A 16,994-nucleotide genomic window follows, 5' to 3' on the forward strand; every position below is an offset into this window, starting at 1 on the left:
AGCTTGCGGCTCATCAAACCTACGCAACTGGAATAATTTATGCTGCTGTTAATTATTTATATTCTGATCGCACTAGGGTTTTCTTTTTTATGCTCAGTACTCGAAGCAGTACTTCTGAGTATTTCTGATGGCTATATTGCGGCTGAAGTTAAAAATAACAGCCCTGCCGGAAAACGCTGGAAGCATCTGAAAGCAGAAATTAATCGCCCACTCGCGGCCATTTTGACCTTAAATACCGTAGCCCACACCTTGGGTGCTGCCGGTGCAGGCGCCCAAGCAGCGGTGGTTTTTGGTTCAGATGCAGTGGGTATTGCTTCAGCGATTCTTACGCTATTGATTCTGGTTTTTTCTGAAATTATCCCTAAAACCCTCGGTGCTGTTTATTGGCGAGCATTGGCTCCGGCCTCATCTTTAGCTTTAATCGTTATGACTCGGCTATTGCACCCCTTTGTCATCATGTCGGAAAAAATTACTCGCAGTATTTCTAGCAAAGAACATCAGAAGGGTTTTAATCGACAGGAGCTGGCAGCAGTGGCTGAGCTAAGCGCCCAAGAAGGCCATATTGATTTACGGGAATCACAATTAGTCAAAAACTTGTTTGGCTTACAAAAGGCCACAGTGGCAGATGCGATGACACCAAGAAATGTTTTATTCAGTCTATCAGAGCAATTAACGGTCATTGAATATATAGGGCAATATCGGCAGAAAAAATTCTCTCGGATTCCAATTTATAAAGATCGACCCGAGCAAATTACCGGCTATGTATTACGCAGTGAAATATTACAAAGCTTCGCCGACAACCAACCAAAACTAACACTTTCTGAATTGGTTCGCCCGCTGAAAACAGTACCTGACACTCTCAAATTACCCGATGCATTTGAAGACAGCCTAAAGAAAAAACTACATATCGCACTGGTGATTGATGAATACGGCGATATTAAAGGCGTCATCACTTTGGAAGATTTAATCGAAACCTTGCTAGGCATGGAAATTGTCGATGAGCACGACCAAGCACAAGACATGCAACAGCTTGCACGGCGTTTATGGCGCAAACGCGCACGGACAATGGGCATTGAAATAGAACGTGCGTAATTAAAATACATCTACCGGTGTAACTGAAGAAAAATAATAAAATGACGATTTCAGACTTTATTTTAAAACCCGGTTTATTTAGCTATCAGCTAATATCTGAAGATCAGCAACTTACTTATCGCTGCCAGCTATTCTCACTCTCGGGTTCTATCGCTAACTCACAAGGAAACACGCTGGCAACGATTAAACGTACCAGCTGGTGGCACTATCAGTTTGAAATAACCACCGGCATAGATCGTTATCAATTCAAACGTTCGGGCGGTGATTCAACACTTCAATCCGTTACTTCAAAACTTTGCTATCGAGCTGGCCTTGATGGTGATTTTTATGATCGCCAAGGCAAACCCTTGTCTTCCTTGAAATGTTCAAGACTATTGAGAAAAAACTACGTTTTAAGTATCGATCATTGTCAGGATCAGCCTGCTCTATTGATGGCAATATGTACCCTATTCAAGATCGGTTTTGAAACAAGCAATGCCATCTCAGGCGGATAAAACCTTCTTACTTTTTACTTCTTGATATGCCCCTTCTCACACTCAACCAAACATCTGTTGATCGTACAGCTGGCTAGCATTACGGTCTAAATGCTTCATTCACTAAGCTGCTGTCACCATCAGTGACTACTAAAACTCAATAAGATCATATCCTTTTGATTTGTAGCCTAGGCACTTTGAAAAATATCCGTTATTCTTACCACTGACTGATCAGTCGGTCACGGATCAAAGCACAACTGATCTTACTTGCTGCATACGCTCAAACCAGCTCAGGCTTCAATACATATTGCGGTGGTTTGGATAAAAAATAACCAATAAAGGAGCTCAGCAAATGTCTGAATCTCAAGCAACCTTCCAGGGTGCGAATTCACCAGCACAGCAGATGCAGAATTTGCTGACTCGTCAACGCCAGCAGTATCAACTCAATCCGATGCCTTCTCTCAGCAGTCGAAAGCAACAACTAATCGAGCTGAAAAAAGCCATTTTGCGTAACCAAGATAAGCTGTGTAAGGCACTGGACGAAGATTACGGCCAACGTAGCCAATACGACACACTGATCTCTGATTTACTACCGGCAATTGCAGGTCTTAATTACAGCGTTAAAAATCTTAAAAAGTGGATGAAACCTAGCCGTCGGCATGCCGGTTTGCTGTTGTCACCTGCTTCAGTAAAAGTGCATTACCAGCCATTGGGCGTTGTCGGCATTGTAGTGCCTTGGAATTTCCCGGTAATGCTAAGCCTTGGCCCACTCACCGCAGCCTTGTCAGCCGGCAATCGGGCAATGATAAAACTCAGTGAGTTCACTCCAAAAACCAATACCGTCATTCGCGAAGTCTTGGCATCGGTATTCACTGAAGATCAGGTTGCAGTATTTGAAGGTGAAGCCGATATTGCTTCAGAATTTACTAAATTAAATTTTGATCATCTACTATTCACCGGATCGACCGCAGTGGGTAAACACGTGATGCGTGCCGCTGCTGATAACCTGACTCCAGTAACACTTGAGTTGGGTGGTAAGTCACCGGTGATTATTGCAGATGACATAGATTTGGATTTAGCTGTAGAACGACTTATTTTTGGTAAATGCATGAACGCAGGTCAAATCTGTGTTGCTCCAGATTATGTTTTAATCCCTGAAGGTAAACAGCAAGCATTTATTGAAGCCTATAAAAAAGCTTTTACAAAAATGTATCCAAAAGGTGTTTCTAGCAAAGATTACAGTTCGGTAGTCAATCAGCGCCAGTTCAAACGCTTGCGCGATTGGATGGCCGATGCACAAGCCAAGGGTGCTTCGATTATTCCGGCCCATGCCAGTGCGATTGATGATTTACAACATCGAATGGTGACACACCTTATTATTGATACAAAAGACGATATGACATTGATGCAAGAAGAGATCTTCGGCCCTCTACTGCCAATTATTCCATATCAGAGCCTTGATCAAGCCATTCAATATGTTCAGGCGCGCCCTCGTCCATTAGCACTTTATTTAATGAGCATGGATCCGCAAATTCAAAAGCAGGTCACCGAACAGTGCCATGCTGGCGGAATGTGTATTAACGAATCGTTACTACATGTTGGTGCAGACGACGCACCATTTGGTGGTGTTGGCCCATCAGGAATGGGGCATTACCACGGCAAGGAAGGTTTCTTAACTTTCTCTAAGGCAAAGACGGTACTCAAAGCAGGTAAGTTTGGCACCGGTAAGTTAGTACACCCTCCTTATGGAAAGTTAGTGCAAAAGATTATATTAAAAACGTTTATGCGTTAGTTTTTCGGCGGCAGCTAATATTATGCTGCCGCTAACTTTAAAGTAAATTTAATTTTAAGCAGGCAATACCATGACTGTAGTTTCCAATAAACGACAGCAACTTCTTGATGCAGCACTTGAGCTTTTGGTAGAACAAGGTATCCAAGGTGCGGCTACCTCAAAAATAGCCAAAACAGCCGGTGTCGCAACGGGAACCCTGTTTCATCATTTTCACAGCAAACAAGAATTAATTAATCAGCTGTATCTGGATATTAAGTCTCAGCTAGCTGAAGCGATGACTAAACCACTGTTAGAAATTGAAGATTTATCTGATTTAAAAAACACCACAAAAACCATGTGGAACGCTGCAATTGACTGGAGTATTGCCAACCCTCTCAAGTTGCGATTTTTCCTGCAGTTTTATCATTCACCACATCTAGATAGTGAAATCCGCGCCAAAGCGATGAATGAAATCCTTGGTTTTATCGGGTTATTATTAAAACAAGGTGTCGAAAGAGGCATTATGGCAGAATACCCTGAAGACCTGATTTTAGATTTATGCCAAGGTCAGTTTTTATCCACTGCAGCATTTTTAATTGAAAACCCAGACAAGGCTTTCGCTGATGAATACCGACATGCTGCATTTAGTGTTTTTTGGAATGCCATTCGTATTTAATTATTGATATTTAATCGAACTAAGTAAAAAATCGAACCGTTTTCCAAAGCATTTGTCTATGCTGCAACCTATTTGGAACAAAAGCAATCATATGAAAAATATAAAAATAGTTTTCCTTTCCAGCTTTTTGTTTTCTGCTGCGACAATCGCAGGTGAAGTGGATGTTGTTGATGCCAAAGTCACTAAAAACAACGATGGCAGCTACGATTTTTCTGTTAGTTTATTGCATGCAGATAGTGGCTGGGACCATTATGCCAATCGCTGGGAATTATTAGATAACCAGCAGAACATTTTAGCGACTCGAACCTTGCACCACCCACATGAAAATGAACAGCCGTTTACCCGCTCACTTCATCGAGTAAAAATTCCAGCCGGCGTAAAACAAATTCTAGTCAGAGGGCACGATTTAGTTCATGGCTATGGCGGCAAGCAAATGACTATTGAATTAAACTGAACTGAACTGAACTGAACTGAACTGAAAACTAGCTGAACAAATAGCACGCATAAAAAAGCCCAACATTTAACTGCTGGGCTTTTTTAAATATTATGGCCGCTACAAACCATTATCCTTTCGGATCGTCTTAACTTCCTTTACTAGGTTATCAAGCTTTAGTTCTTTATAGCTTCGCTCAAGAATATTCAGCGCTTTTTCTAACTGATCACTTCGGCCATATTGCTCGACAACATAACGGGCACGTTTTGCCGCAGACAACCAAGCACCTTTTCGGATATAAAATTCAGCAGCGTGCAGTTCACTCTGGGCCAATTCGTTACGCAAATAAATCATCCGCTGGCGAGCATCATCGGCATATTTACTGTCCGGATATTCTTCGAGCAAAGTGCGGAAATCAGAAAACGCTTGATAGATTGCTGATGCATCGCGACTGCTGCGATCTAGATTAACGGTATTGGTAATAAAGCCACGGCCACGACCAAAATTGGCCATGCCTTTCATATAAGTTACATAAGCTACCTGCTCGCTACCCGGATGCAAACGCGCATAGCGATTGGCAGTACTCACCACTTCATCAAACTGGTCAAAACCATAATAAGCACTGATCAGGTCCAACTGTGCCTGGCGCGCATATTCACCAAACGGATAATAGGTTTCCAGCTCTTCAAGATCCTTGATTGCCAATTCGTAGCTGTTGCTCGATAGGTAATCACTCGCAGATTGATAAATTTCTGCTGCTGGACGAATGGGGGTAACTTCATCCTCAGGATTCGATGCACAGCCTGCCAGCAGGCTGATCAGCACAAGTGCTGCCAGACGTGTTTTGAACATAAAAGACTTAACCTTCGACAGTTTCTTGATGATAGGGCTTTCCAGACGATCAAGCCTATAGTAAAAAGCCTCTCTCATAAAGACTGCAGCAGTGCACATTGACATATGCCACAACAAATCCGGCTCGAAGCTACAATTCCTGATGATTTTTACGGCAAACGGCTGGATCAGGCAATGGCGGAACTCTTCCCCGATCATTCCCGCGGCCGTTTACAAGGCTGGATAAAATCCGGCGAAGCCACCCTAAATGGAAAAAAACACAAACCAAAAGATAAGGTTATCGGTGGCGAAGAAGTAAAAGTCAGCGCAGAACTGCAAGAAGATTTCACCATGGAAGCGGAAGATATCCCGCTAGATATCGTATATCAGGACGATTATCTGCTGGTAATTAACAAAGCAGCCGACATGGTAGTTCACCCAGCAGTCGGCAACTACAGCGGCACCATGCTCAACGGCCTGTTACATCACGTGCCTGAAGTTCGCGTGTTACCTCGCGCAGGTATCGTCCATCGGTTAGATAAAGAAACCAGCGGCCTTCTGGTGGTTGCCAAGACCATTGAGGCGCACACCGCATTGGTTGAACAGCTACAACAACGCGCATTCTTGCGTCAGTACTTAGCGATTGCCCAAGGTAATGTGATTAGCGGTGCAAAAATAGAAGCCCCGATTGGTCGTCACCCAACCAACCGAATCAAGATGGCGGTAGTGACCAATGGTTCAGCTAAAGAAGCCATTACCAATTTTCGTTTAGCTGAAAAATTCCGGCTGGCTACCGAAGTAATCTTAAAATTAGAAACTGGACGTACTCACCAAATTCGCGTTCACATGGCACACATTGGCCACCCGCTGATGGGTGACCCGCTGTATTCCGGTCGATTCCAGATTCCTCGCGCCATGACACCTGAGCATCTGGAAATCTTAAAAGGCTTCAAACGTCAGGCACTGCATGCACAACTACTCGGCCTAGAGCACCCAATCACCGGCGAGTGGATGGAATGGCAAGTAGAGCCACCAGAAGATTACAAAAATTTGAAAGCGATGTTGATTGAAGATTTAGCGAATCATTAATTTTCAAAACAAAAAAACCGGCATTTATAAATGCCGGTTTTTTTATATTTTTTGAATTCAAACCTTAAGCTTAAAGTCGCAGAAACTTAATATTATTCTGATCGTAGTAGATTAGAAAATCTCAAATACTTTCTGACGGATAATGCAAAACATGGATATCAACAATCACCGCGAATGATGTAAACATCTTGAAATAAAAGAATTGCTTCTAGCCCAATCCAATTTATGTAGACTGCCGTAGGTTGCACTGAGCAGCCGTAGGCGCGAACTGCAACTTGACCGTGGTTCAATTAATTCCAACTACTAATTTTTAGACTTATCCGATCGGTATTTGTGACAATACCCGGCATATTGTTTGCCGGGTATTTATGGAAATCCCCGAAAGTTGTAGGTCGCGCCTAGCGCTCCGTACAACCTACTTTAAATCAACTTGCCGCATTATCTTCATCAAAGAACAAACGCGCTTTATATTCAGGGTGCAACAAGTTCGCTGCAGACAAAATATCATCCAGTTGCTGTTCGTCCATCAAGCCACGCGCCAGCACTACTTCTTTAACGCTCTTGCCGGTTTGTGCACAAATTTTACCGACAATATCGCCTTCGTGGTGGCCAATAAACGGATTTAAATAAGTGACAATGCCAATGGATTTATAAACGAATTGTTCGCAAACTTCTTTATTGGCGGTAATGCCATCGATGCATTTCTCACGCAAGGTATCGCAAGCATTGCCTAGCAGCTCGATCGATTCAAACATGCTTTGACCAATCACCGGCTCCATTACATTTAATTGCAACTGGCCAGCTTCTGCCGCCATAGTTACAGTAATGTCGTTACCAATCACTTTAAAGCAAACCTGGTTGACCACTTCTGGAATCACCGGATTAACTTTTGCTGGCATAATAGAAGAACCGGCCTGCATTTCTGGTAAATTAATTTCGTTTAAACCCGCACGCGGGCCAGAAGATAATAAACGCAGATCATTACACACTTTAGACATCTTCACTGCCAGGCGCTTTAACGCACTGTGCACCATTACATAGGCACCACAGTCTGAAGTCGCTTCTACCAAATCTTCTGAAAGTACACATGGTAAGCCGGTCACTTCAGCCAGTCGCTTGACTGCTAATTCAGAATAACCGCGCGGTGCATTAACACCTGTGCCAATTGCTGTTGCGCCTAAATTCATTTCCAGTAAAAACTCACTGGTGCGCATTAAGTTTTTCACTTCTTCTTTTAATAAAACACTGAAGGCATGAAATTCTTGACCGAGACTCATCGGCACAGCATCTTGTAGTTGGGTACGGCCCATTTTCATGATATCGACAAAGTCACGGGCACGCTTATCAAACGACAGCTGCATTAACTCTATGCGTTCCGCTAGTTTCACCACACTGTTATAAACAGCAACCCGGAAACCCGTTGGATAAGCATCGTTGGTGGATTGACTTTTATTCACATGATCATTCGGGTTGATCACATCATAATTGCCTTTCTGTTCACCGAGCATTTCTAATGCGACATTGGCGATCACTTCATTGGTGTTCATATTCACCGAAGTACCGGCACCGCCCTGGAAAACATCGGAAGGAAACTGATCCATTGCTTTGCCGGTTTGTAACATCAAATCACAAGCGGCAACAATCGCTTTAGATACTTTAGATGGAATGGTGTGCAGCTCACCATTAGCCAGCGCACAGGCTTTTTTGGTTAGTACCATTCCGCGTACAAATTCCGGCACATCAGAGATGGTCACGCCAGAAATTTTAAAGTTTTCGATCGCTCGCTGGGTGTGAATACCGTAATAGGCATCAGCAGGAATTTGTCTTTGTCCCAACAGGTCTTCTTCAGTGCGGGTAATCATCTGGTTCATTTACTTCTACCTCAAACTCTTGGCAGTCAAAGAGTGAGAAAATTAAATTAATGGTTATTTATTCCTAAGCCACTTCAAACTGCAGAGACTCACATTTTGAATCGACCTAGATATCATTTTATCAAGCGGCTTGCATTTGCGGTTGTTGATAACGTTTGACACAAGCCTGAGCCAGCAACAAAGTTGCATCGAGACAACGCTCGGGTTGTGTGGCAGTTAGGCCTTGCAAAGCCAGCGGAATTTCAGTGCATCCCAAAATAATCGCCTCAGCGCCCTGCTCAAGTAATCGCTGAAACTGTGCGGTCAGTTTGGCACATCCTGAATCTATTTTACCCGCCTTTATGTCATGAATCCCTTGCATCACCAACGATTGCCCATGCGAGTCAGGAATGATGGTTTGCCGGGAAAGACTGGCGATTCTTTTTTGATAAAGCTCGGTTTTAATGGTGGCACTAGTTGCCAACAAGCCAATTTTTTTCAACTTGCGAAACTCAATTTCATCTAGCACACAGTCAATAATGCTGATGCTACTCATATAGCTATGTTGTAACAGCTTTTGGTGCCAGTAGTGTGCGGTATTGCAGGGAATAACAAAACAATCGACACCGGCACGCTTGAGCATTTTAAGCCCCTGTAACATGGCAGGAAATGGGTCTTCACCACCCGAAGTTAGAAACCGAGTTCTATCAGGAATTTGCGGCACTGAGCAGACCATTAGCGGAATATGCTGCTGATCAGACGTCGCCTGCGTTTGCTCGATTAATTTATTCATAAAATCAACCGTAGCCAATGGCCCCATGCCGCCTAAAACACCCAAAGTCGCTTGCTGATCCACCGGATTTACCTGTACTGAATTTGTGCTGTCAATAGACAGGATGCTAGGAAATTCAGCCTTGAAGCGGAAATGCTAATCTACAGCGGGCGATGCAAAATTTGCATCAAGGTTAGCTGCAGAGTTGTTAACAGGTGTGATCTGGCTCAGTGAATAAATGGCTAAAATAAATCAGCAACTAGATCTGCCAGCCTGCTTCAACGGCTTTATTGACCCTTTGCCAGAATTGCTCTGCAGCCGGATGCAATCTGACATCGCTTCGATACAGCACAATATCCAGTTCAATTGCATGTTTTTTAGGCTGTAACGGCACTAACAAACCATTTTGTAACTCTTCGGCAATCGTGTATTCCGGCAACCAAGCAACGCCTTCACCGCGAACTGCTAAATCTCTTAATAATGAAGTTAATGACGAAACCACCACCGGTTGTAGATTCAATGTCGGCTTAACGGCGGATAAATGATGATTAATTGCGCGGCCTAAATAATTATTGGAGATATAACTCAGCCAGGGAATTTTTTGCTGCTCTAGTGAGAACTTCGGCTTGAGTTTTTTCAGCGCAGGTTTGCGACCTTTCCTAACCGGCAAAGCTTCAGCGGCACAGACCGGGATCACCCGTGATTGACCCAAATTGAGCGATAAAAACGGCGGCTGCATTAACTGTTCAATTGAAAAAGCCAGCAACAAATCACACTTGCCTTTACGCAACAGCTGAATGGAATCATCAACATTAATCGCTTCAACCCGACTGGGCTGCAGTTGTCCGGCATCACCAAATTTCTGTAATAAATCTGGCAATAGTGGATGGGTCAACGAATGCGCCGCAGCAAAATCTATCGCCTGATGGCCAAGATCCGATAACCCATGTAACCGCGCCAAACCATCTTGCATATGCTTGAGCAAATTACGCGCAGTGGTTCGAAATAGCAGCCCTTCTGCCGTCAACTGAATCGGAGAAGCCGATCGATCAATCAGGGTTTTCCCCACCGATTGCTCTAACGACTGAATCCGGCGACTAAACGCTGGCTGGGTAATATTTCTGGCAGCCGCTGCCCGGCCAAAATTTCCGGTTTCCGCCAGGGTAAGAAAATCTTCCAGCCACTTGGTATCCACAACTGAGACTCAGAATGCAAAAAGTTGTTGGCAGTATAAAGATTATGCAAAGAGGTATGTTGATACAGACAGCCCAATGGTATTTTCAGATTTTTATAAAGCTGATATAGTAATAAAACACAATAACAATCAAATAACTAACTTAGAATCTAACCAATAAGACACAACACACGAGGAAACAACATGACATTAGAAATATGGAGCGCTTTTGTGGCGGTAGTTTTTGTTTTTGCCATTATCCCGGGGCCAACCGTAATTTTGGTAGTCGGTCAGGCTATCAGCCACGGTAAAAAATCAGTTATGCCATTGGTTGCCGGTGTGCTATTGGGTGATTTTGTTGCGATGGCACTCTCTCTTATTGGTCTTGGTGCAATTTTGGCAGCTTCAGCAACATTATTTATGATTTTAAAATGGTTCGGCGTTGGCTATTTAATATATCTTGGAATAAAAACTTGGCGTGAAGAACCTCAACTAGAAAGCACAACTTTTAAAGGCAGCAGTCAATCTAAACTCAACATGTTTAAATCATCCTTTTTGGTCACTGCACTTAATCCAAAAGATATTGTATTTTTTGTAGCGTTCCTTCCACAATTTGTTAATTCAAATTCTGCAGCACTACCTCAGCTGCTGATTTTAATGTTTACCTTCCTGGCAGTTATTTCAATTACGATTACCTCTTTCGCAATATTTGCTGGCGTAGTTCGCCATAAAATACAAAGCTGTCAGGCGCGAAAAAGATTAAATAGAATTGGTGGTGGGGCACTGATTGGTGCAGGTGTGATTACTTCGACTATGCGACACAGCTAGATTAAGCAGACTATAGACAACTTGCTAAAGTTTCTTTTTCAGGATGCTGCCGTTAAATAATTACCCACATTGGGTTTGTAAAGTATTGGTAGGTTGTGTTGAGCGTCAGCGAACTACAATGTGCGGTTTTAGCTTAAATAAACTTGTCGTGGCTCGTCATAGCCTCGACACAACTTACAGAGCTCAGAATAATTTATAGATTCCGAGACCCTTATATAAAACCGATAATAAACTAATCTTTCATACCCAGTCTTTTTGCCAACCGGTGTAAGTTGCCATTATCAATACCCAGTTTACGAGCGGCAGCTGACCAGCTTTTATCTGAATCTTCCAGCGCCAGCTCTAGTAACCGATGTTGAAATGCATCGGTAGCCTCACGTAATAGCAAGCCGAAAAACTCTTTCCATAATTTATCTGCGGCTAAGGCGGCTTTTTGTTCCAGATCTGCCACACGAACGCAGTATCCATTGCAACCGATGCCAGCTCGCTGACGGTGCGCAATTGTTCATCGGCAATGCTATCAAAGCGCGGTTCGATTGAATCCAGCGTTAATGCACCTATTAAACGATTAACTACCTTCAATCAAAGCCCTGCCTAGAGACAAATCTAATACTTCTTGCGTTCGTGAGATAGTCACTATAATTACCATCATCAAGTTGCTTGATTATCAAACCAGCCAGAGAAATAAACGAAGATGTATATTTGCCAACTCATTGAAAAGCTGCAAACAGAAATTTTGCAAGCCAGCCAGATCAGCCAAGAAAAAACTGAGCATTACTATGCGACGCCTTTTTATAACTACATAAGATCAATGACTGGTTATCAAATAAGAGTTGGAACAAAATTAAAAAAAGATTTTCAAATGCATTTTTATGAAATTATCCGACTCACTCGAAACCTTAGCTCGACACTACCAGATCAATTTACCCCAGCTGAATCTGTAAATAAATTTCAAAAGCTACATATCAGTTCATCCGTACAAAAAAACCAGATAGTTTCAGCATTTATACGTGCACTATTGAATTTTTACATCGCCCTTCAAGCGCACTATACAACGCCAGCAACCAGTGAAGTATCGAAAGGACCTGGGCAAGCTTCCACCCACCGAATTTGGGTTGGAAAAAACCCTGGCAAACGTAAAATAATTAGCTGGGCTGCTACCAACAAAGTGATTGAACATAATTGGTTTAAAAGACCCATGACTCATTATCTCTGGACAGATAATCCGATGCTTCTTAATCTTTCGGAATCGACACCTAGCTTAAAATACTTCAAAGTTAAATCTATTGCAGAGCTGCACTCTTCAACAACAGAGAATAATTTTCAGGTTATAAATCGATCTCTTGGTCTTGCTTTATCATTTATACAATGGCGAGAATTTTCTTTTGCCTGCGATGTACTTAGGCATATTGTGATGTACAGATTTGGAGGACTATATTTAGATTGCACATGGTTCTTTCCTCTTTTCGGAGCTCCGGTAGAATGCCCTCCTCCACCGAGAGATACTTCAATCTATTTTGGTTCAGTAAACTCTGAACATAATGCTAAAGTTCTTAGCAAAATACCTTTAGGAATTAGTAGTAGCAAAGATAATTACTTAGATTTTATAAAACATGAAGACAGTTCATTCACAAATACTAAAGGTAAAATGAAGTCTTCAGGTAGCATGCTAATGTATACCGGAAAATCTGAGCATTTGCTGCATTTAAAAACTCTACAGAACATGTGCAATTTAATGCAGCACTCCTATTTACTAAACATTCAGAAAAGAATTGCAGAATATCGCTTTAGCAAACATAAAAAACTAATAGATTGTTGGAGCAATAACATCCCTTTTGAGCCCCGCCATCAAGCAATGGAATTTATTCAATGGTTGGCTCAAACACCTTTCGAAAAAGCCTTAATCGACTTAGAGATCTATAGCGTAGCCTGTTCAAATGAAGGATTAATTTTAAGCCATCAACAACCAGATGAATTACATATGCTTATCGATTCCACTAGAAAGTATACCTACAAATCATCCATTGGAATTGCTAAAAACTGGGGGCTTAGCTGGCAAAAGCTAGATTTAAAAGATTTACCTTATGTCGAATGGCCTTAATCCTTCATCCCCAGTCTTTTTGCCAACCGGTGTAAGTTGCCATTATCAATACCCAGTTTGCGGGCGGCGGCTGACCAGTTTTTATCTGAATCTTCCAGCGCTAGCTCTAGTAACCGATGTTGAAATGCATCAGTAGCTTCACGCAATGGCAAGCCAGAAAACTCTTTCCATAGTTTATCTGCGGCTGAAGCGGCTTTTTGTTCCAGATCTGCCATGCGAACTGCAGTATCCATCGCAACCGATGCTAGCTCGCTGACAGTGCGTAATTGTTCATCGGTAATGCCATCAAAACGCGGTTCGATTGAATCCAGGGTAAGTGCACCGATTAAACGATTATTCTGTCGTAGGGGAATGCCGATACAGTCGTGAACATCAAGCAACCCATCTTCTCCACTGACTAAACCGTCATACGGATCCGGTAGGTCTGAATCCATATCAAATCTGACCGGCGCTTCAGAATGAAGCAAGGCACTCAACCTAGGATGCTGTGCAGCAGGAAACTGCATCGAGCGCACTTGACGCTTTAAACCATTAGTGGCCATCGGAATAAAAACGTTTTTTCGATAACGCAACAGCGCTGCCGCATCACACGGTAATATTTCCCGCACCATAGTCAACAAACGTTCGAAGCGGTCTTCTGCTGGCAAGCTACTGAGCAAATCCAGCGTCATCGCCAGTTGTTGTTGATTTAATTGGGTTAGGTCCATAACGGTGCTTTTAAGCCTGAGTTGTGTCGCGTGATTTAAAGAAAGTGTATTGCTCGACCATTCTATCTGTTGCCAGCCAAAAAATACCAATCTTGATCTGACAGGCTGACCCTTTTAGTCGTGTTTTCTGACCTGTGTCATTAAGACAGAATGATAAGTTAATAAATCGCTTCCATAAATTTTTTTAGGGACATAGACTAGCTGCAATTACTGTCATTTTGACAGAGCGAATAAGCAATCTGAGGGCACCCTACATGTTCTGCGTACAATGTGAGCAAACGATTCGTACTCCTGCTGGTAACGGCTGTTCTTTTGCACAGGGCATGTGCGGCAAAACAGCAGAGACTTCGGATCTGCAAGACGTACTGATTTACAGCCTGCAAGGCCTGTCAGCCTGGGCAATCAAGGCGCGTGAGCTGGGCATTATTCGCCAGGATATAGATGTTTTCGCACCTAAAGCATTCTTTGCCACTTTGACTAACGTTAACTTTGTTCCAGAGCGGATCATTGGTTACGCCCGTCAGGCAGAATCTTTCCGCGAAGCATTAAAAGTAGAGTGCCGTGAAAAAGGTTTTGACGGTGAGCTGGAAAATCCTTCTGCTAACTTCAAGCTGGCTGGCGATCAAGAAGGCATGTTGGCACAAGCTTCTATCGCGCTGCCAAATCGCGGTAACGGCCAAGTTTCTGAAGATATCATCGGCCTCCGTTTACTGGCTTTATACGGCCTGAAAGGCGCAGCTGCTTACATGGAGCATGCTTATGTTCTGGGTAAAACTGATGATGAAATTGCCGGTGAATACCACCACATCATGAGCTGGTTAGCGACTGACCCTGAAGAAATGGGTGATCTGGTTAAATGTTCTATGGACATCGGTCAGCTGAACTACCGTGTGATGGCCATGTTAGACGCTGGCGAGACTGAAGCTTTCGGTCATCCAGAGCCAACTCAGGTCAACACCAAAACTATTAAAGGTAAGGCAATTCTGGTTTCTGGCCACGACATGGTCGATTTAGAATTAATCCTTAAGCAAACTGAAGGCAAAGGCATTAACGTTTACACCCACGGTGAAATGTTGCCAGGCCTCGCTTACCCAGAACTGAAGAAATACAAGCACTTGGTAGGCAACTATGGTAACGCATGGCAAGAGCAGCAAAGTGAATTTGCTAGCTTCCCAGGCGCTATCGTAATGACTTCTAACTGCATCATCGATCCAAATGTCGGCAGTTACGCAGACCGTTTATACACTCGCAGCATTGTTGGCTGGCCGGGCGTAGTTCACTTGGAAGGCGAAGATTTCTCTGCAGTTGTCGAGCGCGCACTGGAATTGCCTGGCTTTGAAGCAGACGAAATCGAGCACATGATTACTATCGGTTTTGGTCGCAACGCTTTAATGGCTGCTGCACCGACCGTGTTGGAAAAAGTTAAAGAAGGCAAAATCAGCCACTTCTTCTTGGTTGGCGGCTGTGACGGCGCTAAAGCCGGTCGTGATTACTACACAGAAATCACTCAAAAGGCACCAAAAGATAGCCTGATTCTGACCTTGGGTTGCGGTAAGTACAAGTTCAACAAACTGAACTTTGGCGATATCGAAGGCATTCCACGTCTGTTAGACATTGGCCAGTGCAACGACTCTTACTCTGCTATTCAGCTGGCGCTGGCATTATCTGAAGCACTGGATTGCGGTGTTAATGACTTGCCATTGTCGATCGTACTGAGCTGGTTCGAGCAAAAAGCCATCGTAGTATTGTTAACGCTGCTGTCACTGGGTGTGAAGAACATTCTGACTGGCCCAGAAGCACCAGGCTTCCTGACGCCAAACCTGATCGCGATTCTTGAAAAAGAATTTGGTTTGCGCACAACGACTTCAGCAGAAGCTGATTTAGATCGCATTCTTAACGCGGCTTAATCAATGAAAACGCCCCCGGAATATTCCGGGGGCGTTTTTTTAGTTTTAGGTTATGATGCGTTTTAACATTCGACGCGACTATTTTTGACGCAACTCTTCAACGCAATTAATTAGTAGAAAATATAAAAACATTTTTTATTGGTCAATAAGATAAAAAATAACATATTCACTTTATCGGACAACATGCATTATGAGCACCAACAGCAAACAGATCGTTAGCGCAGATTTATTTTCAGCGACACCTTGGGAAAAAGGTGAAATTGAACTGGTTTGCAGTCGCATAGATAGTCAGACTCATGATGTGAATACCTATTGGTTCCGTGGCATTGAAGCGACTCGGTTCCATTTCAAACCAGGCCAGTTTGTCACGCTAAAACTAGAGATTGACGGCAAGCCGGTTTATCGCAGTTATACCATTTCTTCGTCGCCTTCTCGCCCTTACGCACTCGGTATTACCATCAAGCAAATACCTGGCGGCGTAGTATCTAATTGGTTGGCTGAAAACCTGAAGAAAGGCGATAAAATTACTGCAATGGGCCCAGAAGGCCAGTTTAACTGCATCGACACTTCAGCTGAAAAATGCCTGCTGTTAAGTGCCGGTAGCGGCATTACACCGATGTTATCTATTAGCCAATGGCTGTTAGATACCGCACCTGAAAATGCCGACATTCAATTTATTCATTCGGCTCGCAGCGAAATGGACATTATTTGCCATTGGCTGTTAGACGACATGGCAGCAAAACATGCCAACTTCCAAACTGAATTTGTACTAGAACAAGAAGCACTTTGTTCAGCATGGAGCGGTTTACTAGACCAGGACAAATTGCAAGCTATCTGCCCAGATTGGAAAACCCGTAACTGGTTTGTTTGTGGCCCAGAAGGCTACATGAAAGCCGTTAAGAAAATGGCCAGTGATTTGGGATTACCTGAAGGCCAGTATTTTGAAGAAAGCTTTGGTGGGCCTCAGCTTGAAGCAGCGCCCGTTGCTGTTGAAGAAGATACTGCCAAAGAAACAACTAGCTTTAGCCTCAACGTAACCAATCATGGAAAACTGGTTCAGATTTCTGAAGACCAAACCATATTAGAAGCATTGGAAAAAGAAGGATTGCCAATTATTGGTGCTTGCCGCCAAGGCATTTGCGGTAGCTGTAAAGTTACATCTTCCACTGCTGAAGTTACTTCAACCAGCGATGTTTCATTAACGCCAGCAGAAAAAGAACAAGGCGCATTTTTAGCTTGTTGCTCAACGCTTAAGAGCGATGGCGAGATGGTTTTGTAAAAACAATTTGA

Annotated in this window: 17 protein-coding genes; 10 read left to right on the forward strand and 7 right to left on the reverse strand. The window is 43.2% G+C overall.

The annotated features are described in order from the left end of the window. The first annotated feature begins 39 nt into the window (after nucleotides 1-39). From DC094_RS17550 to DC094_RS17570, 5 genes are all read left to right on the forward strand, one after another. Nucleotides 40-1,092, forward strand: coding sequence for a CNNM domain-containing protein (locus DC094_RS17550; RefSeq protein ID WP_116688432.1), 1,053 nt, complete (start codon nucleotides 40-42; stop codon nucleotides 1,090-1,092). 41 nt (nucleotides 1,093-1,133) lie between these two features. After that, nucleotides 1,134-1,586 carry a hypothetical protein gene (locus DC094_RS17555; protein ID WP_116688433.1) on the forward strand — a complete coding sequence of 151 codons (453 nt, stop codon included), beginning with the start codon at nucleotides 1,134-1,136 and terminating at the stop codon, nucleotides 1,584-1,586. 331 nt (nucleotides 1,587-1,917) lie between these two features. Then, nucleotides 1,918-3,357 (forward strand): coniferyl aldehyde dehydrogenase, encoded by a 1,440-nt coding sequence (locus DC094_RS17560; RefSeq protein WP_206605690.1) that lies wholly within the window; start codon nucleotides 1,918-1,920, stop codon nucleotides 3,355-3,357. 70 nt (nucleotides 3,358-3,427) lie between these two features. Then, nucleotides 3,428-4,012: a TetR/AcrR family transcriptional regulator gene (locus tag DC094_RS17565; RefSeq protein ID WP_116688434.1), complete on the forward strand. Its 585-nt coding sequence runs from the start codon at nucleotides 3,428-3,430 to the stop codon at nucleotides 4,010-4,012. Between the two features lie 58 nt (nucleotides 4,013-4,070). Next, complete coding sequence (locus tag DC094_RS17570) at nucleotides 4,071-4,466, forward strand: hypothetical protein (RefSeq protein ID WP_206605691.1); 396 nt, start codon at nucleotides 4,071-4,073, stop codon at nucleotides 4,464-4,466. 99 nt (nucleotides 4,467-4,565) lie between these two features. Here the strand turns inward: DC094_RS17570 and DC094_RS17575 are convergent, their stop codons facing one another. Then, the gene (locus DC094_RS17575) at nucleotides 4,566-5,297 is read right to left on the reverse strand and encodes an outer membrane protein assembly factor BamD (protein ID WP_158527378.1); all 732 of its coding nucleotides are present in this window, start codon (nucleotides 5,295-5,297) and stop codon (nucleotides 4,566-4,568) included. 105 nt (nucleotides 5,298-5,402) lie between these two features. On the opposite strand from DC094_RS17575, the gene rluD reads away from it, so the two are divergent. After that, entirely contained in the window at nucleotides 5,403-6,365 is a 963-nt protein-coding gene (gene rluD, locus DC094_RS17580; protein WP_116688436.1) for a 23S rRNA pseudouridine(1911/1915/1917) synthase RluD, read from the forward strand. A 425-nt stretch (nucleotides 6,366-6,790) separates the two neighbouring features. Here the strand turns inward: rluD and aspA are convergent, their stop codons facing one another. From aspA to DC094_RS17595, 3 genes are all read right to left on the reverse strand, one after another. Beyond that, nucleotides 6,791-8,236 (reverse strand): aspartate ammonia-lyase, encoded by a 1,446-nt coding sequence (gene aspA / locus DC094_RS17585; RefSeq protein ID WP_116688437.1) that lies wholly within the window; start codon nucleotides 8,234-8,236, stop codon nucleotides 6,791-6,793. A gap of 121 nt (nucleotides 8,237-8,357) precedes the next feature. Then, nucleotides 8,358-9,071 carry a cysteate racemase gene (gene cuyB, locus DC094_RS17590; protein WP_206605692.1) on the reverse strand — a complete coding sequence of 238 codons (714 nt, stop codon included), beginning with the start codon at nucleotides 9,069-9,071 and terminating at the stop codon, nucleotides 8,358-8,360. 175 nt (nucleotides 9,072-9,246) lie between these two features. Next, nucleotides 9,247-10,182 carry a LysR family transcriptional regulator gene (locus DC094_RS17595; protein ID WP_116688438.1) on the reverse strand — a complete coding sequence of 312 codons (936 nt, stop codon included), beginning with the start codon at nucleotides 10,180-10,182 and terminating at the stop codon, nucleotides 9,247-9,249. Between the two features lie 183 nt (nucleotides 10,183-10,365). Between DC094_RS17595 and DC094_RS17600 the strand changes: the two genes are divergently transcribed. After that, on the forward strand, nucleotides 10,366-10,989 hold the full coding sequence (locus DC094_RS17600) for a LysE family translocator (protein ID WP_116688439.1): 624 nt from the start codon (nucleotides 10,366-10,368) through the stop codon (nucleotides 10,987-10,989). A gap of 232 nt (nucleotides 10,990-11,221) precedes the next feature. On the opposite strand, the gene DC094_RS17605 is transcribed toward DC094_RS17600, so the two are convergent. Both DC094_RS17605 and DC094_RS22185 read right to left on the reverse strand, forming a co-directional pair. Next, the gene (locus DC094_RS17605) at nucleotides 11,222-11,440 is read right to left on the reverse strand and encodes a hypothetical protein (RefSeq protein ID WP_206605693.1); all 219 of its coding nucleotides are present in this window, start codon (nucleotides 11,438-11,440) and stop codon (nucleotides 11,222-11,224) included. Continuing rightward, nucleotides 11,410-11,571 carry a hypothetical protein gene (locus tag DC094_RS22185; RefSeq protein WP_158527379.1) on the reverse strand — a complete coding sequence of 54 codons (162 nt, stop codon included), beginning with the start codon at nucleotides 11,569-11,571 and terminating at the stop codon, nucleotides 11,410-11,412. The genes DC094_RS17605 and DC094_RS22185 overlap by 31 nt, the downstream gene beginning before the upstream one ends. A 112-nt stretch (nucleotides 11,572-11,683) precedes the next feature. Between DC094_RS22185 and DC094_RS17610 the strand changes: the two genes are divergently transcribed. Next, nucleotides 11,684-13,090 (forward strand): hypothetical protein, encoded by a 1,407-nt coding sequence (locus DC094_RS17610; protein WP_116688440.1) that lies wholly within the window; start codon nucleotides 11,684-11,686, stop codon nucleotides 13,088-13,090. On the opposite strand, the gene DC094_RS17615 is transcribed toward DC094_RS17610, so the two are convergent. Then, a complete protein-coding gene (locus tag DC094_RS17615; protein WP_116688441.1) occupies nucleotides 13,087-13,797 on the reverse strand; it encodes a GAF domain-containing protein in 711 nt (236 codons plus the stop codon). The two genes, DC094_RS17610 and DC094_RS17615, sit on opposite strands and share 4 nt — an antisense overlap. Before the next feature lie 254 nt (nucleotides 13,798-14,051). Here DC094_RS17615 and hcp point away from each other — a divergent pair, with 254 nt between their 5' ends. After that, on the forward strand, nucleotides 14,052-15,704 hold the full coding sequence (gene hcp, locus DC094_RS17620) for a hydroxylamine reductase (RefSeq protein WP_116688442.1): 1,653 nt from the start codon (nucleotides 14,052-14,054) through the stop codon (nucleotides 15,702-15,704). A gap of 190 nt (nucleotides 15,705-15,894) precedes the next feature. Beyond that, complete coding sequence (locus tag DC094_RS17625) at nucleotides 15,895-16,983, forward strand: FAD-binding oxidoreductase (RefSeq protein WP_116688443.1); 1,089 nt, start codon at nucleotides 15,895-15,897, stop codon at nucleotides 16,981-16,983. Nucleotides 16,984-16,994 lie beyond the last annotated feature (11 nt).

The organism is Pelagibaculum spongiae (genome assembly GCF_003097315.1).
Lineage (GTDB): Bacteria > Pseudomonadota > Gammaproteobacteria > Enterobacterales > Pelagibaculaceae > Pelagibaculum > Pelagibaculum spongiae.